Origin of the sequence: Streptomyces sp. NPDC007901, from assembly GCF_042959465.1 — a bacterium.
Classification (GTDB): domain Bacteria; phylum Actinomycetota; class Actinomycetes; order Streptomycetales; family Streptomycetaceae; genus Streptomyces.
Genome location: NZ_JBIBKW010000014.1, coordinates 167884 through 188628 on the forward strand (window position 1 = coordinate 167884; position 20745 = coordinate 188628).

At 71.2% G+C, this 20745-nt stretch carries 18 protein-coding genes and 1 pseudogene; 11 read left to right on the forward strand and 8 right to left on the reverse strand.

Features of this window, described 5'->3' with window-relative positions:
* Positions 1 to 3: 3 nt before the first annotated feature.
* The 4 genes from ACFZDK_RS37135 to rsmI form a co-directional block, all read right to left on the reverse strand.
* A complete protein-coding gene (locus tag ACFZDK_RS37135) occupies positions 4 to 1533 on the reverse strand; it encodes a ubiquitin-like domain-containing protein (protein WP_390978992.1) in 1530 nt (509 codons plus the stop codon).
* Positions 1534 to 1690: 157 nt separating this feature from the next.
* Positions 1691 to 2581: a TatD family hydrolase gene (locus ACFZDK_RS37140; RefSeq protein WP_390978994.1), complete on the reverse strand. Its 891-nt coding sequence runs from the start codon at positions 2579 to 2581 to the stop codon at positions 1691 to 1693.
* 47 nt (positions 2582 to 2628) lie between these two features.
* Positions 2629 to 3048 carry a hypothetical protein gene (locus ACFZDK_RS37145; RefSeq protein WP_390978996.1) on the reverse strand — a complete coding sequence of 140 codons (420 nt, stop codon included), beginning with the start codon at positions 3046 to 3048 and terminating at the stop codon, positions 2629 to 2631.
* Between the two features lie 421 nt (positions 3049 to 3469).
* Positions 3470 to 4318, reverse strand: coding sequence for a 16S rRNA (cytidine(1402)-2'-O)-methyltransferase (gene rsmI, locus ACFZDK_RS37150; protein WP_390978998.1), 849 nt, complete (start codon positions 4316 to 4318; stop codon positions 3470 to 3472).
* 124 nt (positions 4319 to 4442) lie between these two features.
* On the opposite strand from rsmI, the gene ACFZDK_RS37155 reads away from it, so the two are divergent.
* The 5 genes and pseudogenes from ACFZDK_RS37155 to ACFZDK_RS37175 all read left to right on the forward strand — a co-directional run bounded on the left by ACFZDK_RS37155 (position 4443) and on the right by ACFZDK_RS37175 (position 11104).
* The gene (locus tag ACFZDK_RS37155; protein ID WP_390979000.1) at positions 4443 to 6233 is read left to right on the forward strand and encodes a phospholipid carrier-dependent glycosyltransferase; all 1791 of its coding nucleotides are present in this window, start codon (positions 4443 to 4445) and stop codon (positions 6231 to 6233) included.
* Positions 6234 to 6525: 292 nt separating this feature from the next.
* The gene (locus ACFZDK_RS37160; protein ID WP_390979002.1) at positions 6526 to 6819 is read left to right on the forward strand and encodes a hypothetical protein; all 294 of its coding nucleotides are present in this window, start codon (positions 6526 to 6528) and stop codon (positions 6817 to 6819) included.
* 345 nt (positions 6820 to 7164) lie between these two features.
* A pseudogene (locus tag ACFZDK_RS37165) lies at positions 7165 to 7419 on the forward strand (tyrosine-type recombinase/integrase); the annotation flags it as partial.
* Positions 7420 to 7710: 291 nt separating this feature from the next.
* A complete protein-coding gene (locus ACFZDK_RS37170) occupies positions 7711 to 9324 on the forward strand; it encodes a penicillin-binding transpeptidase domain-containing protein (RefSeq protein ID WP_390979004.1) in 1614 nt (537 codons plus the stop codon).
* A 103-nt stretch (positions 9325 to 9427) separates the two neighbouring features.
* Positions 9428 to 11104, forward strand: coding sequence for a penicillin-binding transpeptidase domain-containing protein (locus tag ACFZDK_RS37175; protein ID WP_390979006.1), 1677 nt, complete (start codon positions 9428 to 9430; stop codon positions 11102 to 11104).
* A gap of 22 nt (positions 11105 to 11126) precedes the next feature.
* Here ACFZDK_RS37175 and ACFZDK_RS37180 read toward each other — a convergent pair whose 3' ends face one another.
* Positions 11127 to 11474 carry an SsgA family sporulation/cell division regulator gene (locus ACFZDK_RS37180; protein WP_355708643.1) on the reverse strand — a complete coding sequence of 116 codons (348 nt, stop codon included), beginning with the start codon at positions 11472 to 11474 and terminating at the stop codon, positions 11127 to 11129.
* Positions 11475 to 11647: 173 nt separating this feature from the next.
* On the opposite strand from ACFZDK_RS37180, the gene ACFZDK_RS37185 reads away from it, so the two are divergent.
* From ACFZDK_RS37185 to ACFZDK_RS37210, 6 genes are all read left to right on the forward strand, one after another.
* The gene (locus ACFZDK_RS37185; protein ID WP_390979008.1) at positions 11648 to 12676 is read left to right on the forward strand and encodes an energy-coupling factor ABC transporter permease; all 1029 of its coding nucleotides are present in this window, start codon (positions 11648 to 11650) and stop codon (positions 12674 to 12676) included.
* Position 12677: 1 nt separating this feature from the next.
* Positions 12678 to 13439 (forward strand): cobalt ECF transporter T component CbiQ, encoded by a 762-nt coding sequence (gene cbiQ, locus ACFZDK_RS37190; protein WP_390979011.1) that lies wholly within the window; start codon positions 12678 to 12680, stop codon positions 13437 to 13439.
* Positions 13427 to 14194 carry an ATP-binding cassette domain-containing protein gene (locus tag ACFZDK_RS37195; RefSeq protein WP_390979013.1) on the forward strand — a complete coding sequence of 256 codons (768 nt, stop codon included), beginning with the start codon at positions 13427 to 13429 and terminating at the stop codon, positions 14192 to 14194. Before cbiQ ends, ACFZDK_RS37195 begins: the two co-directional genes overlap by 13 nt.
* Before the next feature lie 53 nt (positions 14195 to 14247).
* Positions 14248 to 14724 (forward strand): MarR family transcriptional regulator, encoded by a 477-nt coding sequence (locus ACFZDK_RS37200; RefSeq protein WP_390979015.1) that lies wholly within the window; start codon positions 14248 to 14250, stop codon positions 14722 to 14724.
* A 174-nt stretch (positions 14725 to 14898) separates the two neighbouring features.
* On the forward strand, positions 14899 to 15303 hold the full coding sequence (locus ACFZDK_RS37205) for an Ohr family peroxiredoxin (protein WP_390979165.1): 405 nt from the start codon (positions 14899 to 14901) through the stop codon (positions 15301 to 15303).
* A gap of 103 nt (positions 15304 to 15406) precedes the next feature.
* A complete protein-coding gene (locus ACFZDK_RS37210; protein WP_390979166.1) occupies positions 15407 to 16576 on the forward strand; it encodes a serine hydrolase in 1170 nt (389 codons plus the stop codon).
* Between the two features lie 42 nt (positions 16577 to 16618).
* Here the strand turns inward: ACFZDK_RS37210 and ACFZDK_RS37215 are convergent, their stop codons facing one another.
* The 3 genes from ACFZDK_RS37215 to ACFZDK_RS37225 all read right to left on the reverse strand — a co-directional run bounded on the left by ACFZDK_RS37215 (position 16619) and on the right by ACFZDK_RS37225 (position 20733).
* Positions 16619 to 16894 (reverse strand): DUF1876 domain-containing protein, encoded by a 276-nt coding sequence (locus tag ACFZDK_RS37215; RefSeq protein ID WP_089102439.1) that lies wholly within the window; start codon positions 16892 to 16894, stop codon positions 16619 to 16621.
* Positions 16895 to 16966: 72 nt separating this feature from the next.
* Positions 16967 to 17848 (reverse strand): NAD(P)-binding domain-containing protein, encoded by an 882-nt coding sequence (locus ACFZDK_RS37220; RefSeq protein WP_390979017.1) that lies wholly within the window; start codon positions 17846 to 17848, stop codon positions 16967 to 16969.
* 131 nt (positions 17849 to 17979) lie between these two features.
* On the reverse strand, positions 17980 to 20733 hold the full coding sequence (locus tag ACFZDK_RS37225; protein ID WP_390979019.1) for an alkaline phosphatase family protein: 2754 nt from the start codon (positions 20731 to 20733) through the stop codon (positions 17980 to 17982).
* Positions 20734 to 20745: the final 12 nt, after the last annotated feature.

Here is a 20745-nt window from a genome sequence, read left to right on the forward strand (position 1 = left end):
CGGTCACCTGTGCAGGCGCGCCCCGCAGTGCGGCCAGGGGGTGGAGCCGCGGCTCAGGTAGAGCTTCTTCGCGCGGAACGTCTGCTCCTCGGCGGGCGCGTCCTGCGGGCGCCCGCTGCCGCCGAGGCTGTGCCAGGTGCGGGCGTCGAACTGGTACAGCCCGCCGTACGTCCCGGAGGCGTCCACCGCGTGCGGCCGGCCGCCGGACTCGCAGGCGGCGAGACCGTGCCAGTTCAGTCCGTCGGCGCCCTTCACGGAGTCCGGGTGCGGCTTGGTGCCCACCTTCACCAGCTGGGTGCGCGGCTCGCGCACCAGCTCGGAGGTCTGGCGGCGCGGCTTCTGCCGGACGCCGTTGACGGTCCGCAGGTAGTAGGTGACCCGGCGCAGGCCAGGCCGGCCCGCCTGCTCGATCACCTCGGTCCCCCTGAACAGGGTGGGGTCGGCGGTCCGCCGCACCTCGAACGGGATCACCTCCTCGCGCACCTCCCTGCTGCCGGTGACGCGCAGCACGGTCACCGTCTGCCCGTCGCGCGGGAAGCCGTCGAGGGGCGTGGAGGTGGTGTCCTGGCCGTGCAGGGAGATCCCGGCCTCCTCGACGGCCTCGCGGACGGTCGCGGCATTGGTGCGGATGGTGCGGGTCCGGCCATCGGCCAGGATCGTGACGGTGCGCTCGGTGCGTACGTCGAGCGCGAGCCCGGCGCGGCCGATGTTCCGGGAGCGCGAGGCCGAGAGATACGCGCCCTCGGCACGCACCCCCAGCTGGTCGAGCGCCCCCTGCACCGTGTGCGCCGTGGTCCACACCTCGCGCCGTTCGCCGTCCAGCGTGAGTCGTACGGGGCGGCCGTAGCGCACCACGACCTCGTCGCCGCTGGCCAACGCCGTGCTGGGGGCGGGCGCCACCACGTCGTGCGCCCCCACCGGTACGCCCTCCTCGGTCAGCAGCTCGGTCACGTCGTCCGCGAAGGTGTGCAGGGTGCGCGGGCGGCCGTCGACGGTCAGCTCGATCGCCTTGTCCTTGGCGAGGAACGCGGTGGTGCCGCCGGCGAGGAAGGCGACGACCAGTGCCTGCGGCAGCAGCCGGCGCACGGCCGACTCCGAGCGCGTGCCGTACCGCGTCTTCCGCCGCCGTCCGGCCCGCCGGCCCACCACCTCGCGTCCGTCCGTCCCGGGGGCCCCGCTCTCCGGCATCCGCCCGCCGCCCTGCCGCGGCAGCGCCGGTTCGCCCGCCCGCCCGGGCGCCGCGCCCGCCGCGACCTCGTACGCCGGCCGGTAGGTGTCGTTCCCGTACGGCGTGGCGTAGGCCAGCGTCTCGGCGTCGTGCACGCCCGGCGCACGATGCGTACCGGGCGCGCCCGGCGCACCACGCGTACCCGGCGCACCACGCGTACCCGGCGCCCCGTGCGCTCCCGGCTTACCCTGCGCGCCAGGCGCGCCCTGCGTGCCGTGCGCCCCGTGCGCGCCACTCGCGCCGTGCGCTCCCGGCGCGGTGTAGGGGCCGTACGCCTCAAACGTCTCGTACTGCGGTGTGCTCACGCCGACACGCTCCAGAGGGCCAGGCGGGTCCGGATCGGGCCCCCAGAACCTAGCGGAGCACCGGTGACTCTCCAAAGTGGCACGACTACGCACGGTCGCGATCGGACCCGAGGGGCGCCGCCGCGGGCGTTATGCGACAGTTATGATCGCTATACGCTCAGTAACCGAAGGCGCGGGCCGTGTTGGCGCTCAGCGCCGTCGCCAGCGCGTCCTCGTCGATGCCGCGTACGGCGGCCATCGCGCGCACCGTGACCGGAACGAGATACGGGGCGTTGGGCCGTCCGCGGTACGGCGCCGGGGTCAGGAAGGGCGCGTCGGTCTCCACGAGGACCAGCTCCAGCGGGGCGACCGCGAGCGCGTCCCGCAGATTCTGGGCGTTCTTGAAGGTGACATTGCCGGCGAAGGACATGAAGTAGCCCTCACGGGCGCACTCCTCGGCCATCTCGGCGTCCCCGGAGTAGCAGTGGAACACGGTCCGCTCGGGGGCGCCCTCCTCCTTGAGGACGCGCAGCACGTCGGCATGGGCGTCCCGGTCGTGGATGACCAGGGCCTTGCCGTGCCGCTTGGCGATCTCGACGTGGGCACGGAAGGAGCGCTCCTGGGCGGCCTTGCCCTCGGGCCCGGTGCGGAAGTAGTCGAGGCCGGTCTCGCCGACGCCCTTCACCTGGGGCAGCCCGGCCAGCCGGTCGATCTCGGCGAGCGCCTCGTCCAGCGCCGCGTCACCGCCGCCCGCACGGGCGCCCTGCCGGGACCAGTTGTCGGGATCGCCGTGCACGATGCGCGGGGCCTCGTTGGGGTGCACGGCGACGGTCGCGTGCACGTTCGCGTGCGCGGCGGCGGTCTCGGCCGCCCACCGCGAGCCCTTGAGGTCGCAGCCGACCTGGACGACGGTCGTCACCCCCACCGACGCGGCCTTCGCGAGGCCTTCCTCGACCGTGCCGGACTGCATGTCGAGGTGGGTGTGCGAGTCGGCGACCGGCACCCGGAGGGGTTCCGGGAGCGGCGGCGCCGCGTTCTTGTCGGCCGTGCGGGAGGCGTTCGAAGGCATGCCCCGATCCTACGAAAGAGGCATGCCCCGCCGGACCCGCGCCCGGGTCAGCTCGCCTTGCGCTGGAACGCGTGCAGCAGGTCGGACAGGTGCCAGTGGTGCGGCTCCCCGACCTCGGCGCCGGCCTCCGTCGCCTCCTCCGGCTCCGCACCGGCCGGACGGCCCTGCGCCGACGGCCGCGACGACCGCTGCGCCGCGCTCCGCACCGACGAGACCTGTCCCGCGCGCATGATGCGCACGACCTGGCCGTCGCAGTTCTGGCACGAGGGCCTGCTCAGCGGCGACGGGACGACCCGGCCGTCCGCCACGTACGTGACGAACTCGTGGTTGTCCGCGTCGGTGTGGTGCTCTATCTCGAACGACTGCTCCCAGCCGTGCCCGCATCGCATGCAGGCGAACGAATACGACTCGTGAACGACGGCTGTGGCTGCACCGCGGAGGCCCGTCTGCCCTGCGATCTCACTCATGCCAGCTCCTGCTGTCCGCTGGACAAGCGTCCCCGGCGCGGGAATTCCCCCCGGAATCCCCTGGGGACGAGGGACGGGTGCGTCCCTGCTGACCAGTGGACGCCTTCGCCGACGCGAATGCGACTGGCCTGCCGAGTGTTGGAGCCGTTTTGGACTTTGCTTGCCAAATCGGCCTCGCGACGGGGGGATTGGCTTTGCCTTTCCCCTCTTCGCTTTACCGTCCCGTGGGGCGCGCGCTCAGAGGAGGCACTACCTGCTCAGTGGAAGCATCTCCGCAGGTCAACGCGGGGGACCGGAGCACCCCTTCAGGGGCGCGGGGCTGTGTCGATGTGCGGCTCCGCCGCGTGGGCGCAACCAGCCCTCCGCCGGCCCGCAGACCACCACACACGAGCATCCCCAACGGCGCTCGACCAAATCGCCCTCACCCATCAACACGCTTCGCTGCAACCACGGCGTCAAAAACCACCCGCTTGGGAATCCCCGCCTCCACCGCCACCGCCGCGATCGCCTCCTTGCGCCGCTCCCCGGCCTCCTCCCGCACCCGCACCCGCCGCACCAGCTCCTCCCCGTCGAGTTCCTCGGGCCCCTTCTCGGGCGCACCCTCGACGACGACGGTGATCTCGCCGCGCACCCCCTCGGCCGCCCACACCGCGAGCTCGGCCAGCGCCCCCCGCCGCACCTCCTCGTACGTCTTGGTCAGCTCGCGGCAGACGGCGGCCCGCCGCTCCCCGCCGAACACCTCGGCCATGTCGGCAAGGGTGTCGTCGAGACGGTGCGGCGCCTCGAAGTAGACGAGGGTGCGGCGCTCCTCCGCGACCTCGCGGAGCCGCCCGCGGCGCTCGCCGGCCTTGCGCGGCAGGAAGCCCTCGAAGCAGAACCGGTCGACGGGCAGCCCGGACAGCGCGAGCGCGGTGAGCACCGCGGACGGTCCCGGCACGGCGGTGACCCGGATCTCCTTCTCCACGGCGGCCGCGACCAACCGGTAGCCGGGGTCGGAGACGGACGGCATCCCGGCGTCGGTCACGAGCAGCACGCGCGCGCCGCCGACGAGCTCCTCGACCAGCTCGGGGGTGCGGGCGGCCTCGTTGCCCTCGAAGTACGAGACGACCCGCCCCTTGGGCGTCACCCCCAGCGCGTGGGTGAGCCACCGCAGCCGCCGGGTGTCCTCCGCCGCGATCACGTCGGCGCCGGTCAGCTCGGCCGCGAGCCGGGGCGGCGCGTCCGCGACGTCGCCGATGGGGGTGCCTGCCAGGACAAGGGTTCCAGTCACCCCTCCATCCTCGCAGCCGCCACCGACAGCGCCGTCCCCGGAACCGGGGCCCCCATCGCAAAGGAACCCACCTCTAAGACCCATTGCACGGGACTCACACAGAACGGTTCCCTACGATGGCGCGGTGACCAGTACCGCGTCCTCCACGGACACCCGGCAGGGCCAGGCAGCGCTCGACGAGCGGCCGACGTGGCAGCAGCGGCTGCGCCGGTTCGGCTACCCGGTGAGCACGGCGCACCCGGCGCCCGCCGCGGGCGGCAGAGGCACCGCGGGCCCTGGCGCGCAGGCCGACGTCGTCGACCGTCTGGTGCCGCCGTACGCCGAGCCCGGCCCCCGGCTGTGGCTCGCCCTCGGCGTGCCCCCGGTGCTCGCCGAGCGGATCACGCGGTGGTCGGGTTGGGGCGGCCCGCTGCTGGTGACGCTGATGGCGGGCGTGCTGCGGTTCTGGAACCTGGGCAGCCCGAAGGCGGTGATATTCGACGAGACGTACTACGCGAAGGACGCGTGGGCGCTCGTCCACCGCGGTTTCGAGGTCAACTGGGACAAGAACGCCAACGATCTGATCCTGCAGGCCAACGGCCATGTCGCGGTGCCGACGGACGCGGCGTACGTGGTGCATCCGCCGGTCGGCAAGTACGTCATCGGGCTGGGGGAGCTGATCTTCGGCTTCAACCCGTTCGGCTGGCGGTTCATGACGGCGCTCCTCGGCACGCTGAGCGTGCTGCTCCTGTGCCGGATCGGGCGCCGGATCTTCCGGTCCACGTTCCTGGGCTGCCTGGCGGGCGGGCTGATGGCGGTGGACGGGCTGGCGTTCGTGATGAGCCGCACCTCGCTGCTGGACGGCGTGCTGATGTTCTTCGTGCTGGCCGCGTTCGGCTGCCTGGTCATCGACCGGGACCGGTCACGGGAGAAACTCGCCGCCGCGCTCCCGCCGGACGCGGACGGCCGGGTGCGCCCCGACGCGCGCGTGGCGGACTCGTTCCGCTTCGGCTGGCGCCCCTGGCGCTGGGCCGCCGGCCTGCTGCTCGGGCTCGCGATCGGCACCAAGTGGAACGGCCTCTACATCCTGGCCGCTTTCTGCCTGATGGCGCTGCTGTGGGACGTGGGCGCCCGCAAGGTGGCCGGTGCGGCGCACCCGTACAAGGCGGTGCTGGCACACGACACGGGGATCACGTTCCTGGCGACCGTCCCGGTGGCCATCGCCGTCTACCTGACCTCCTGGATCGCCTGGATCCTCTCCCCCACCGACGGCACCGGCGGCTACTTCCGCAACTGGGCGGCCACCGACGGCAGGGGCGGCAACTGGACGTTCCTGCCGGACTGGCTGCGCAGCCTGTGGCACTACGAGCACGAGGTCTACCTCTTCCACGTCGGCCTGTCCTCGCCGCACACGTACATGTCCAACCCGTGGTCCTGGCTGGTGCTGGGCCGCCCGGTGTCGTACTTCTACGAGTCGCCCTCCCCCGGTACGGACGGCTGCCCGTCGGACGCCGGTGAGAAGTGCGCGCGGGAGGTGCTCGCGATCGGCACCCCGCTGCTGTGGTGGGCGGCCTGCTTCGCGATCCTCTACATCCTGTGGCGGTGGGCGTTCCGCCGGGACTGGCGGGCGGGGGCCATCGCCTGTGGCATCGCGGCCGGTTACCTGCCCTGGTTCATGTACCAGGAGCGCACGATCTTCCTCTTCTACGCGGTCGTCTTCGTCCCGTTCCTGTGTCTCGCGGTGGCGATGATGATCGGCGCGATCATCGGCCCGCCGGGCTCCAGCGACACCCGCCGGCTGATCGGCGCGTCCGGCGCGGGCGTGCTGGTGCTGCTGATCGCCTGGAACTTCATCTACTTCTGGCCCCTGTACACGGGCACGGCGATCCCCATCGACTCCTGGCGCTCTCGGATGTGGCTGGACACCTGGGTCTAGCTGGGCAGAAACGTCACGAGGGCGCGGCTGACAGCCGCGCCCTCGTGGTCGTTGTTGGTCGTTAGCGGTTGTCGTGGGTCGCCCTCGGACGGCCCGAGGACGGCCCGGCTCCAGGCAGCGGCAGATTTACAGACTCCGGTGATCGATCATGAGCGCCACGCCATTCACACAGGTCAGACGCCTTGATCGTCGGACCGGGGAGGGTCCCGCACAAAGTCGCTCCACCGACCGCGAGGTATCGTCCGGCCCGGTGCCACCCGGCATCGGCAGGGCTGGCGAGCAAGGCGAGAACGTGAGCGAAGAGAAGGCCACGCAGGAGTCATGGCTGAAGCGGAACGCTGATGCGCTAGAGCGATGGCAGGGCATCGTTTTTACCCTCGGTGGCTACGTCCTGGTCATCGATGATCTGCATCAGCATGCCTACATCCGTGCCGCACTGTGGTTCGCCCCCACTCTCTACGCGACATGGGGAGTCGTGGATGACGCACGACAAGCGAGGCGCAAGGCCGTGCAGGCAAGACAACAGCAGCTACGTGTCCTCGCGGAGTTGTTTCGTGAGGTCGCTGCGCGGCGGACTGAGTCGTGATCAAGGTCACTGCCGCACGTGCCACGACCGTGCCAGAAGGGGCGGGGAACACCGGGGAACCGCGGGTAGTCGCGGGAGCCAGGAACGAGAACGGCCCCTGACCAAAATGGCTGGTCAGGGGCCGATCCCATCAGCGTGGCGGCGCCAGGATTCGAACCTGGGAAGGCTGAGCCGGCAGATTTACAGTCCTCCCAAGATCACACATCGACATGAGGGTTGACCTGCTCAGACGTAGTCACCCACCCAGCCCACCCCCTCTATCGTCCACGTCTCGTCCGCACCGAGCGAGAGCGTGCTCCTCGGCAGGCACTCTTGGCGCCGTGCCGCGATGTACCCAGGCATGGGGCCGAACGATACGCGTCGGCCCCCGAGGACGGCATGCACACACTCAGGCACTTCTACGCGTCAGTTCTGCTGGACGCGGGAGAGAGCATCCGGGCCCTGAGTTCCTACCTCGGTCATGCCGACCCGGGGTTCACCCTCCGGACCTACACGCACCTCATGCCGAGCAGCGAGGGACGCACCCGGAAGGCGGTGGACAGCCTCTATCTGGCGTCGACACCTCAAGATCCCGGCCCAGAGACGGCCCAAGCCGCCTGAGACGGCCCCGGCCAGGGGCTAACATCCTGGTCGGGGCCCTGCGGGGCCGGATCGCGCAGACTTCATCTACTTCTGGCCCCTGTACACGGGCACCGCGATCCCTATCGACTCCTGGCGTTCACGTATGTGGCTGGACACCTGGGTCTGAGCCACATCCCCGATCTCCGTTCGGACAACAATCGGTCAACACCTGCCACAGGGACCCCACAACCGCCTACAGTGCGAAACACAACAGGCTTTTGAACGCGTTCACAAAATGCGGCGAAGGCTCACGGGGAGGGGATTCGCGCCATGCGCAAGGGGGCCAAGGCGGCCATCATCGGCAGCGTCTGCACCGTGCTGGTGGGCGGGGCGGGATACGGCGCCTACAACGTGCTGGCGGCGGTGCGGGGCGACGGCGGCACACCGGCCGTACGGACCGGGCCGCCCACGAAGGACGAGATCAAGGACACCACGGGGAAGTTCTTCGCGGCCTGGGAGAAGGGCGAGTCGGTGACCGCGGCCTCCTACACGAACGACTCCGCCGACGCCGAACCCGTCCTCACCTCCTTCAGCGACGTCGCCCACATCAAGGACGTGCGCATCACGCCCGGCACGGCGACCGGCGCCACCGTGCCGTTCAGCGTGAAGGCGACGGTGTCCTACGACGGGAAGTCGAAGCCGCTCGCCTACAGGAGCTCGCTGAAGATCGTGCGCGGCGAGTCCACGCACCGCGCGCTCGTGGACTGGCAGCCGTCCGTGGTCCATCCGGAGCTCAGGCGCGGCGACACCCTGTCCACCGGGGAGGCGGCGAGCCCGCCGATCGAGGCCCTGGACCGCAACGGCAAGGTGCTCACCAAGGAGAAGTACCCGTCCCTGGGCCCGATCCTGGACGAACTGCGCAGCCGCTACGGCGACAAGGCGGGCGGCACCCCGGGGGTGGAGCTGGTCATCCGGCACGCGTCCGAGGAGTCCGCCGACACCACGCTGCTGACCCTCGCCCAGGGCCGGGCGGGCAAGCTCCCCACGACGCTTGACGCGCGCGTGCAGGCCGCCGCCGAGACCGCGGTGACGAAGTACGCCGAGTCGTCGGTGGTGGCCGTCAAGCCCAGCACCGGCGAGGTGCTCGCGGTCGCCAACAACCGGGTGGACGGCTTCAACGCGGCCTTCCTCGGCGAGCTGGCACCCGGCTCCACCATGAAGATCATCAGCGCCGCGACCCTCATCGACACCGGTCTGACGACAGCGACCGGACCGGCGCCCTGTCCGCCGACCGCGACCTGGCAGAGCCAGACCTTCAGCAACCTCGAGGGACTCAAGCCCGACCTGAACGCCACCCTGTCGGACAGCTTCGCGAAGTCCTGCAACACGGCGTTCGTGAAGTACGCGGACTCGGTCCAGGTGGACTCGCTCACCAAGGAGGCCGAGGACCGCTTCGGCCTGGGCAAGAACAACTGGAAGGTCGGCATCCCGAGTTTCGACGGGCGCGTCCCCGCCTCCGGCGGCCCGGACACCGCGGCCAACCTGATCGGCCAGGGCCAGGTGCAGATGAGCCCGCTGAACATGGCCTCCGTGGCGGCGACCGCGTCGACGGGAGCCTTCCGGCAGCCGGTGCTCGTCTCGCGGAAGCTGGACGGCCGTGAACTGGCCACCGCGAAGGGCCTGTCGGCCGGTACGGCCGCCCAGCTGCAGGCCATGATGAACCGCACCGCCACCAGCGGCACCGCGGCCGGTGTGATGCGCGGGCTGAACGGCAGGATCGGCGCCAAGACGGGTTCGGCGGAGGTCGACGGACAGTCGAAGTCGAACAGCTGGTTCGCCGGTTACCGCAACGACATCGCGGCCGCGGCCATGGCCCAGGACGGCGGTCACGGCATCGACGCGGCCGGGCCTATTGTCGCAACCGTGCTACGGAACGGTGGCTGATGTCACTCCCACAGGCCGGGACTCTAGGCTGGTGCCGTCGTTGGGGAGCGTGAGGGCTACGGGGCGGCGGGGACCCTGGGGAAGTGCGCGGAGGAACTGAGCTGTGGGCAAGAGAAGGCGCGTCGCCGAGCGACAGAAGAAGAGACCCGCCGTCATCGGCGGGATGATCGCCGTCGCTGTCGTCGGCGGCGCGGGCTTCGCCGTCTACGCGCTGTACGGCGGCGGTGCGGCCGCCGACGCGGCGTCGTCGAAGTCGTCGGACCACAAGCCCGTCAAGACCGGCCCGGTGTCGGCTACCGAGGTGCGGACCACCGCCCGGACCTTCCTGACCTCCTGGCAGCAGGGCAAGACCACCCGGGCCGCCGCCGTCACGGACGACGCCGCGGCCTGCATCCGGCTGCTGACCGGCTACTCCAAGGACGCCCACATCAAGGACGTCACCCTCACCGAGGGCAAGCGCACCGGCGCCGAGGTCCCGTTCTCCGTGAAGGCGACGGTGTCGTACAAGGGCGTCAGCAAGCCGCTGGCGTACGACTCCTCGTTCACCGTCGTCCGCCGCAAGAGCGACGGCAAGCCGCTGGTCGACTGGCACGCCTCGGTCGTCCAGCCGGACATGAGGGACGGCGACACCCTGGTCACCGGGGAGTCCGGGACCCCGCCCATCAAGGCCCTGGACCGCGACGGCGGGGAGATCACCACCGCCAAGTACCCCTCGCTGGGTTCGGTCCTCGACGGGCTGCGCGAGAAGTTCGGCAAGAAGGCCGGCGGCAAGGCGGGCGTCGAACTGCGCGTGGTGCGCGGCACGGCGTCCGAGAAGGCGAAGCTCTCCGACAAGACGCTCGTCGAGCTCAGCAAGGGCACGCCGGGCACGGTGAAGACCACGCTCAGCCCGACCCTGCAGGCGGCCGCCGAGAAGCAGGTCACCACGCAGAAGAACGCCTCGGTCGTCGTGATGCGCCCGTCGACCGGCGAGATCTACGCCGTCGCCAACTCCAGCCACGGCTTCAACGTCGCCTTCCAGGGCTCGCTGGCCCCGGGCTCCACGATGAAGATCGTCACGTCCACGATGCTGTTCGAGAAGAACCTCGTCACCCCGGACGCCTCGCACCCCTGCCCCAAGACGTACAAGCTCGCCGGGTGGACGTTCCACAACGACGACGACTCCGAGATCAAGCAGGGCACGTTCAAGCTGAGCTTCGGCGCCTCCTGCAACAACGCCTTCATCAACTTCGCCCCGAAGCTGTCCAACAGCGACCTGACCACCGAGGCCCAGCAGGTCTACGGCCTCGGCATGAACAACTGGGCGATCGGCGTCCCGACCTTCGACGGGTCGGTCCCGGTGCAGAGCGGCGCGCAGATGGGCGCCTCGCTCATCGGGCAGGGCGGGGTGCGCATGAACCCGCTGAACATGGCGTCGGTGTCGGCGACCGTGGAGAGCGGCTCCTTCCACCAGCCGTACCTGGTCGACCCGAGCGTCGACAACCGGACGATCGCCAAGGCCTCGCGGACGATGGCGTCGAAGACGCAGTCCGAGCTGAAGGAGGTCATGACCTACACGGCCGGGTACGGTACGGCGGCCAAGGCGATGTCCGGTCTGAGTTCGAGCTGCGGCGCCAAGACGGGCTCGGCCGAGGTCGACGGCCAGAAGAAGCCCAACGGCTGGTTCACCGCGTACTGCGGCGACCTCGCCTCCGCGGGCGTGGTCCAGGCCGGCGGCCACGGCGGCGACACCGCCGGACCGATCGTGGCGGCACTGCTGAAGCTGGGGTCGTCGCTGTAGGAGTCGCCGCGGAACGAGGACGTCAGCCTGCCACCGGCGTGGCCATGTACGTCCGCCTCAGGAACCGCAGCAGCGCCTTCGACTCGAACTGCACCACCGACGTGCCGTGGTCGGAGTGGAACTCCACCACGGCCTGCACCCGCCCCAGCGGCCACACCCGTACGTCGCCGCTCTCCGCCGGCGCCCTCAGTCCCTGCTCCAGCAGCGAGCGCGAGAACGTCCACTCGTCGGTCCCGGGCAGCCCGACCCGCACCGACCGCGGGTCGGCGTCGGGGTCGTAGCGCAGGACGACCGGGACCGCTCCGGGATCCACCGGCGCATCCTCGTCCGTGACGATGTGGGCACGCGCGTACTGCTCGACTACAGACATCGGACTGCCCTTTACACTCCGTGACCTGTGCGAAGCTATGCATCCGCTTCCTACCCAATGTCGCACATTTTCCCGATTGTGCCTGCGGCGGCCGCAAACCCCCGCCCTTCGCGTGCGACAAACAACTCTCTCGCTCTTGCAAAAGCTTTGCAACAAGACTCTAAAATCGAACGGTGCATGTACCTGACGGATTCATCGACGCCCCCACCTCCGCGGTCACGGCGGTCGTCGCGGCCGGCGCCCTCGCCGTGAGCCTGCGGGGCGCCCGCCGTGAACTCGACGAGCGGACCGCTCCGCTGGCCGGGCTGGTGGCGGCGTTCATCTTCGCCGTACAGATGCTCAACTTCCCCGTCGCGGCCGGAACAAGCGGCCATCTTCTGGGCGGAGCGCTGGCCGCGATACTCGTCGGCCCCTACACGGGGGTCCTGTGCGTGTCCGTGGTCCTGCTGATGCAGGGCATCCTGTTCGCGGACGGCGGGCTGACCGCGCTCGGCGTGAACATCACCGACATGGCGATCGTGACGACCGTCGTCGCGTACGCCGTCTTCCGGGGCCTGCTGAAGGTCCTGCCCCGCTCCCGGCGCTCGGTGACCGCCGCCTCCTTCGTCGCCGCCCTGCTCTCCGTCCCGGCCGCCGCCGTCGCCTTCACGCTGCTCTACGCGGTCGGCGGCACCACCGACGTGTCCCTGGGCAAGGTCGCCACGGCGATGGTCGGCGTGCATGTGCTCATCGGTGTCGGCGAGGCCGTGATCACCGCGCTCACGGTCGGCGCCGTGGTCGCCGTGCGCCCGGACCTCGTGCACGGGGCGCGGGGGCTGCGGCAGGCGCTCAAGCTGCGGGTGAACGGCGTACTGGTGGACACGCCCACGGCGCCCGTGGCGGCGCGCACCTCTCGGCGCACGCTGTGGATCGCGGGCCTGGTGACGTCCCTGGTGCTCGCCGGTTTCGTCAGCTTCTACGCCTCCGCCGACCCGGACGGCCTGGAGAAGGTCGCCCACGACAAGGGCATCGACGCGAAGACGGCCGAACACGCCGCCGCCGACTCCCCGCTCGCCGACTACGGCGTCCAGGACGTCTCCGACGCCCGGCTCTCCGGCGGTCTCGCGGGGGTGATCGGCGTCGGCACGACCGTCGTCGCGGGCAGCGCGGTGTTCTGGGCGGTGCGCAGGCGCCGTACCGGCACCCCGTCCGAGGCGCACTGACATGGGTGCCGGGCACGCCCACCGGCTCTACCGGCACGCGCACTCCCCCGTGCACGCGCTCCCGCCGCACACCAAGCTCGCCGCGGTCCTCGCCTTCGTGGTCGTCGTGGTCTCCACCCCGCGCGAGGCGATGTGGGCGTTCGCCCTGTACGGCGTCCTGCTCGCGTTCGTCGCGCACCGCGCGCGCGTGCCCGCCGGCTTCCTGCTGCGGCGGCTGCTGATCGAGGTGCCGTTCGTCGCCTTCGCGGTGCTGATGCCGTTCGTGGCGGAGGGCGAGCGGGTCGACGTGCTGGGCCTCCCGCTCAGCGTGAACGGCCTCTGGGGCGCCTGGAACGTGCTCGCCAAGGGCACCCTGGGCGTCGCCGCCTCCGTCCTCCTGGCGGCCACCACGGAGCTCCGTGAGCTCCTCCTGGGCCTGCAGCGGCTGAAGCTCCCGCCGCTGCTCGTCCAGATCGCCTCCTTCATGATCCGCTACGGCGATGTCATCACCGACGAGATGCGCCGGATGCGGATCGCCCGGGAGTCGCGCGGGTTCGAGGCGCGGGGCGTGCGCCACTGGGGCGTGCTCGCGAAGTCCGCGGGCGCGCTGTTCATCCGCTCCTACGAACGCGGGGAGCGCGTCCATCTCGCCATGGTGAGCCGGGGGTACGCCGGTTCCATGCCGGTCATCGACGAGGTGACCGCGTCCCGGGCCGAGTGGTCCCGCGCCCTCGCGCTGCCGCTGTCCGCCTTCGTCGTCTGTCTACTGGGATGGGCCCTGTGACTGCTTCCCTGGAGGTCTCCGGCCTCGCCTTCGCCTACCCGGACGGGCACCAGGCCCTGTTCGGCGTCGACTTCCGCATCGCGCACGGTGAACGGGTCGCGCTGCTCGGACCGAACGGCGCCGGCAAGACCACCCTCGTACTGCACCTCAACGGCATCCTGAGCGGCGGCACGGGCACGGTGACGGTGGCCGGACTGCCGGTCGCCAAGCGGCACATGGCCGAGATCCGGCGCCGGGTCGGGATCGTCTTCCAGGACCCGGACGACCAGCTGTTCATGCCGACGGTGCGCGAGGACGTGGCCTTCGGACCGGCGGCGGCCGGCCTGAAGGGCGCGGAACTGGAGGCACGCGTGCGTACCGCCCTGGACCGGGTCGGCATGGCCGGCTTCGCCGAACGCCCGCCGCACCACCTGTCCTTCGGGCAGCGCCGCCGGGTGGCGGTGGCGACCGTCCTCGCCATGGAGCCGGAGATCCTCGTCCTGGACGAGCCCTCCTCCAACCTCGACCCGGCCTCCCGTCGCGAACTCGCCGACATTCTGCGCTCTTTGGACGTCACGGTCCTGATGGTCACGCACGACCTGCCCTACGCCCTGGAGCTGTGCCCGCGCTCCCTCGTCCTGAGCGAGGGCACCATCGCCGCCGACGGCCCCACCGGCGAACTCCTCTCCGACGAGGCCCTGATGCGCGCGCACCGGCTGGAACTTCCGTTCGGTTTCGACCCACGCGCGGCCACGGCGGCGCGCGGAAGCGGGTGACGCGTTTCCGTGACGGCCGTCCCGCACCTCGCCCGGTCCGTGACAATGGGCACGTGACGCATCACGAGGACACCGGGACCCCCGCGGGGCCGCCACGGCTGGACGACCAGCTCTGCTTCGCGCTGTACGCGGCGCAACGCGCCGTGACCGCCGCCTACCGCCCGCTCCTCGACGACCTCGGCCTCACCTACCCGCAGTACCTGGTGCTGCTCGTCCTGTGGGAGCGCGGCGAGATCACGGTCAAGGACCTGGCCGGGGCGCTGCGCCTCGACTACGGCACGGTGTCGCCGCTGCTGAAGCGGCTGGAGGGGGCGGGTCTGGTGCGCCGGGAGCGCTCGGAGCGGGACGAGCGCTCGGTGCTCGTCGCCTGCACCGGGCGCGCGGAGGAACTGCGGGAGCGCGCGGCGCGCGTACCCGGCGCCCTGCTCACCACGACGGGACTCGGCGGCGCCGAGGTGGCGCGGCTCCGCGAGGAACTGCGCGAGCTCGCGGAGCGGGCGGGCAGGGCGGCGGCCGCACGGCCGGTGTAGCCGTCTCCTGTTACCCACGGTTTCCACCCCCTGACCGTCCCAGGGCTTCCTACCGGTCGGTACCTTGTGCACGATGTGCTTGCACACTTCTGTGTTGCCCACCACCGTTTCCGTCCTGGGGGAGGTCCCGCCGTGTCCGAAGGCGCCACCGTCGACACCCGTCCCACGAAGATCATGTATGTCGCCGAGGCGACCGCGCACGGCGGCCGGGACGGGTATGTCACCAGTCAGGACGGCCAGATCGACCTCAAGGTCGCGATGCCGCCCCAGCTGGGCGGCGACGGCAACGGCACCAACCCGGAGCAGCTGTTCGCGGCCGGCTACAGCTCGTGCTTCCACAACGCGCTGATCCTCGTCGGCAACCGCTCGGGCTACGACCTGACCGGCTCCACGGTCGCCGCGAAGGTCGGCATCGGCCCCAACAAGCAGCGCGGCTACGGCCTCGCGGTCGCCCTCAGCGTCTCGCTGCCCGTGCTGGACGCGGACATCGCGGCCAAGCTGGTGGACGCCGCCCACGAGGTGTGCCCGTACTCGAACGCGACCCGCGGCAACATCGAGGTGACGATCGTGCTCGGCTGAGCCCGGGCAACGTGCCGTAGACCACGCCGTACCGCGGAATCCGGGGCCCGGCGGCCATGTTTCACTCACTGTCGCGGGCGAGTGGAGGGATCCGGACGTGGACGTGCACGTGAACGGCACTGTGGCCGAGGGCTTCGAGCCGGTCAGGGACGCGTTCGCCGCGAACTTCGCGCTGCTCGGGGACCGGGGCGCGGCGGTGGCCGTGTACCGGGACGGGCACCGGGTCGTCGACCTGTGGGCCGGTGCCCGGGACTTCGACGGGGACGCCGGCACCTCGCCCTGGGAGCCGGACACCGCCCAGATCGTGCGCTCGGCGACCAAGGGCGTCGCCGCCGCGGTCCTGCTGCTTCTGCGCCAGCGCGGCGAACTGGACCTGGACGCTCCGGTGGGCGAGTACTGGCCGGAGTTCAAGGCGGCGGGCAAGGAGCGGACGCTGGTGCGGCAGCTGCTCGCGCACCGCGCGGGCGTGCCGGTGCTGGACCGGCCGCTCACGCCCGCGGAGGCCGCCGACCCCGATCTCGGCGCCGCCGCCGTGGCCGCGCAGGCGCCGGTGTGGGAGCCGGGCACCGACCACGGCTACCACGCGCAGACGTACAGCTGGCTGACCGGTGAGCTGGTGCGGCGGGTGACCGGGCGGAGCATCGGCGAGTGGATCGCGGACGAGATCGCCGGGCCGGCCGGCGCCGGGCTGTGGCTCGGGCTGCCGGCGGCGGAGCAGGCGCGCGTGGGGCGCGTCGGCCCCGTCGAGGCACCGCAGACCGCCAGCGCGCTCCGCACCCGGCCCAAGCGTGCCGTCTCCGAGGCGTACGCCGACCCCGGGTCGCTGACCCGGCGGGCGTTCGGCGCGATCAGCCCGCTCCCGGACGAGAACGACCCCGGCTACCGCGCGGCCGTCCTGCCCGCCTCCAACGGCATCGCCACCGCCGACGGCCTGGCCCGCTGCTACGCCTCCCTCATCGGCGAGGTCGACGGCGGCAGGCGGCTGTTCACCCCGGAGACCGTGGAGCTGGCCCGCGCCGAGCAGTCCGCGGGCCCCGACCGCGTCCTGGTGGTCTCCACCCGCTTCGGGCTCGGCTACATGCTGCACGGCAGCGCGTCCCCGCTGCTCTCCCCCACCTCCTTCGGCCACCCCGGCCGCGGCGGCGCGCTCGGCTTCGCCGACCCCGAGTCGGGGATCGCCTTCGGCTATGTCACCAACGGCTTCCGCAAGAGCGTGACGGCGGACCCGCGGGCGCAGGCGCTGGTGCGGGCGGTGCGCACGGCGCTGTCGTAACCGCCCCGCGCGCCCCCGCGTACGCCCGCACCCGCGCGTTCCTCACACGTTGATCGGGTGCGAGTGCCGCCCCGACAGCGCGTCGATCTCGCCGTGCGCCTTGCTCAGCAACTGCATGGCCAGTTCGTTCAGGGCGCGGGCGCCGGCGATCTCCTCGCCGACTCTGGGCTGGTTGCTGTCGGACTCGTGCCGGCTCGCGTGGCCGTGTGCCCGTACCTCGGTGCCGTCGGGCAGGCGGACCAGGGCGACCGCGCGGGTGTGCGTGTCGTCCTCCAGGAACTCCATCTCCACATGCCATCCCACAGCGGTTTTCATCATGGCGGACCACCTCCGGAATCGCTGTTTCCAGGGTGCTCCTCCGGAGCCCGGACCGTCACGTCGGCGGACCGGCTACCTGTCCTCGAAGCTGGCGAAGTACGCGGCGGCCATGTCCTCGTCGGCGTGTCCCTGGGCGGCGGCCCGCGCGAAGCGTTCGGCGGCGGCCTCGGCGACGTCGAGGCGCACCCCGTGGCTCTTCCCGGCGGCGACGATCAGCCGGGCGTCCTTCCCGGCGGTGTCGACCGCGAAGGACGGCGGGGTCAGCCCGCCGTCGAGGATCAGACCGGCCTTGGCACGCAGGTAGCCCATGTCGAGGGGGCCGCCGGCGATCAGGTCGAAGAAGCTGTGCGGGTCGACGCCGAGCCCCTGGGCCAGGGCCACCACCTCGCCGGTCGCCGCGGTGGCCGCGAGGACCCAGCTGTTGGCGACCAGCTTGAGCCGGGTCGCGGCGGCCGAGGAGCCGTCGTCGCCGGTCCACAGGGTGCGGGCGCCGATCGCGTCGAAGACGGGCGTGGCCGTCTGGCGGCCCTGCTCGGGCCCGGCGGCGAGCACGGTGAGCTGTCCGGCCTCGGCGGGCTGGCGGGTGCCGAGGACCGGGGCGTCGTAGAAGACCAGGCCGTGCTCGCGGGCGAACGCGGCCAGTTCGGGGAGCTGGTCGAGGCCCGCGGTGGTCGACTGGATCCAGACGGTCCCCGGCCGCAGGGCGCCGGCCGCCTCGCGCAGGGTCTCCAGGGCGGTGGCGCCGTCGTAGAGCATGGTCAGGACGGCGTCGGCGCCCTCGACGGCCTCGGCCGGGGTGTCGGTGACCCGGGCGCCGTCGGCTGCGAGCGGTTCGGCCTTGGCCCGGGTGCGGTTCCAGGCGCGTACGGTGTGCCCGGCCCGCAGGAGGTTGCGGGCCATCGCGGCGCCCATGATGCCGGTGCCCAGCACGGCCACGGTCGGCTTGTCGGTCATGACGTCTCCCTGTCCTCGTACGTTCCGCAGACAGCTTGGCGTACCGCGCGGCACCCGGCGCGCGGCATCGCGCGGGAAGACACAAGGGACCCCGGCCCGAAGGCCGGGGTCCCGCGGTGTGCGCGGACCGGTCAGCCGTCGTTCTCCGAGGACGGGAGGTACGCGCCGGGAACGTCGTTCGGCGCGTAGATCTTCTTGTCACCGGGGTACGGCTTGGTCCAGTTGTGGGTCTGGTACCAGGTGTAGCGGTTCATCTGGGTGGGGTTGGCGTAGTCCGGCACCGCGTTCGCGCCGGTCAGCCGCTGGTGCGAGGCCCAGGTCTTCCACTGCGCGGCCACGGTCTTCTCGGCCGCGGGCACGGAGACGCTGGTCGGCGCGGGCGCCGCCTGGGCGTCCTGGGCCGCCGGGGTGTCCGAGCCGCAGGACGGCTGCGGGCTCACGCCGAGGGTCAGCGAGGTCCGGTTGGGCACCGCCGTGAACGGGGTGGTGTCGGCCTTCGACGTGAACGCCCCGTACATCGGGGTGGCCGCGCTGTCGAGCTGGTTCATCGGGTGGATCCCGAGGATCTGCTCGACGGTGCGGACCATGGTGATCTGCGAGTAGTAGTGGTTGTCGACCGTGCCGTGCTTGGCGTACGGGCTGATGACCTGCACCGGGGCCCGGTGGCCGTCGACGTGGTCGAGGCCCGCCTGGGAGTCGTCCTCGACGACGAAGATCGCCGAGTCCTTCCAGTACTTGCTGTGGGTGATCTTGTCGACCATGCGGCCGACCGCCAGGTCGTTGTCGGCGACCTCGGCGGCCGCGTTCGCCGGACCGCCGGTGTGGTCGTTGGAGAACCAGAACATGTTCAGGTTCGCCGGACCGTTCTTCTCGAAGTCCTGCTGCCAGATCTGCTCTTTGTAGATGTCCGGGACGTTCAGGTCGAACAGCGGGAAGCCCTGCACCGAGACGTCGTTGAGCGAGGGGATCGCCGAACCCGTCTTGATCGGGTACTGGGTCTGGGCGCCGGTCGCGGCCATGGTCTTGCTGTCGCAGTACAGGTTCTGCCAGGTCGCGCCGGACGGCTTGGTCTCCAGCGACTGGAACTCGCCGAAGTCCTTCACCGACTTGCCGGCCGCCTCCGCGCCGGTCCAGATGAAACCGGACTTCTGGTGGCCGAGGACGTCGTTCTCGGTGTCGTAGCTGCGCGTGTACTCGCCGGCCGACGACTCGGTGTACTCCGGGTTGTCGGACTGCATCAGCCAGTTGTGGCCCTCGGCGGAGTTGGTGCCGATGTCGTAGAAGTTGTCGTACAGCCCGAACTGCTCGGCCAGCGCGTGCTGGTTGGGCGTCACGTTCTCGCCGAACTGGGTGAGCGAGGAGTCGCCGTTGCCCTGCGGGAGGTCGCCGAAGACCTGGTCGTAGGTCCGGTTCTCCTTGACGAGCAGGAAGACGTGCTTGATCGTCGAGGGGTCGCCGATCCGGGTCGGGACCGGGACGGCCTTCGTGTGGTTCCCGCCCTTGGCCGTCCTGACCGAGCCCGGCGTCCAGCCGTTCTGCTGGAACACCTTGGCCGTCTGGGACCTGACGACCTGGTCGCTCGGCAGCGTGAACTGGGTGAGGCTCGACGTGGTGTCGTGGGTGTTGTGGCCGGCGGCGTCGGGGCGCAGGGCGTCGACGCCACGGGTGTTGGTGACGACGACCTTCTTGCCGACGGTGGTGATCTCCGACGGGAAGTAGTCCGTGGGGAGCAGGCCGACATAGCGGGCCGGCATCTGCGCGGACGTGTAGCGGTAGACGGCTACGGCGTTGGCACGGCCGAGGGTGACCAGGAGCCGGCCGTCGTCGGTGAGGGTGACCGCGTTGGGCTCGTAGCCGACGGACGCCTCCGGCCACGGCTGGGTGGAGATGGTCTGGACGACCTTGTCCTTGCGGGAGTCGATGACCGACACGCTGTTGTCGGCGGTGTTGGTGACGAACACCGCGCCCCTGCTCGCGTACACCGCGGTCGGGTGCAGGCCCACGGCGATGGTGCCGACGGCGGCGGACGGGTCGGCGGTGTCGATGACGCTGACCGTGCCGGTGGTGCTGGCGCCGGTCCGCGGGTCGGCGACCACATCGGTGCCGTAGGAGTTGATGGTGGTGTCGCCGGCCTTGGCCGGGCGCCCGCCCTCGTTGCTGACGTAGAGCTTGCCGCCGACCAGGGCGATCCCGCGCGGGGCGTTGCCGACCGCCCAGGTCTGCTTGACCGTGCCGGTCGCCGCGTCTATCGCGACCACCTTGTTCTGGCCGTTGACCGCGGAGTACACGGTGGAGCCGTCGGCGGAGAACACGGCCGCGCCCACCAGCGCCTGCTTCGAACCGTCGGCCGCGATCGGTACGGCCGTGGGGTTCGCGAGGGTGCCGTCCGCGTTGACGGTGAACTTGGTGTAACCGTTGGCCTGTCCCAGCCACAGCTGCTTGCCGTCGGGCGAGTAGGTCGGGCCTTCCTGGCCGACCGCGCCGCTGCTGATGCGGAGGTCGTCCGCCGCGTTGGTGCCGACCTTCTGCTTGACCTGACCGGTGCTCAGGTCCACGACGACCAGCGAGGCGTCGCCGTCGGCGACCGAGGCCGCGAGGTGGCCGCCGTCGGGGCTGACCGTCGACGACATGATCTTGCCGTCGTTGATGACGGAGCGGGTGCCGTACGGGTTGATGTACTGGTCGGCGGAGACCACCTGGCCGTTGGCGGTGGTCTGGCCGACCTGCTGGGTGCCGAACTGGTACGTCGAGGCGACCGCGGTGCCCGTGACACCGAGGGCGACGGCGATACCGGCCGTCACCATCATGGCCCGGCGGCCGACGCGGTGACCGAAGAGGTTGACGTGTCTTTTCTCGCTGATCCGGCGCTGGCGTGTTACCTGCACGGAACTGTTCCC

Bases quoted from the DNA above. Each gene is read 5' to 3' on its own strand.
- ACFZDK_RS37140 (WP_390978994.1), bottom strand. From the start codon at position 2,581: ATGCCTTCGAACGCCTCCCGCACGGCCGACAAGAACGCGGCGCCGCCG.
- ACFZDK_RS37145 (WP_390978996.1), bottom strand. From the start codon at position 3,048: ATGAGTGAGATCGCAGGGCAGACGGGCCTCCGCGGTGCAGCCACAGCC.
- ACFZDK_RS37170 (WP_390979004.1), top strand. From the start codon at position 7,711: ATGCGCAAGGGGGCCAAGGCGGCCATCATCGGCAGCGTCTGCACCGTG.
- ACFZDK_RS37180 (WP_355708643.1), bottom strand. From the start codon at position 11,474: ATGTCTGTAGTCGAGCAGTACGCGCGTGCCCACATCGTCACGGACGAG.
- cbiQ (WP_390979011.1), top strand. From the start codon at position 12,678: ATGGGTGCCGGGCACGCCCACCGGCTCTACCGGCACGCGCACTCCCCC.
- ACFZDK_RS37195 (WP_390979013.1), top strand. From the start codon at position 13,427: ATGGGCCCTGTGACTGCTTCCCTGGAGGTCTCCGGCCTCGCCTTCGCC.
- ACFZDK_RS37205 (WP_390979165.1), top strand. From the start codon at position 14,899: ATGTATGTCGCCGAGGCGACCGCGCACGGCGGCCGGGACGGGTATGTC.
- ACFZDK_RS37215 (WP_089102439.1), bottom strand. From the start codon at position 16,894: ATGATGAAAACCGCTGTGGGATGGCATGTGGAGATGGAGTTCCTGGAG.
- ACFZDK_RS37220 (WP_390979017.1), bottom strand. From the start codon at position 17,848: ATGACCGACAAGCCGACCGTGGCCGTGCTGGGCACCGGCATCATGGGC.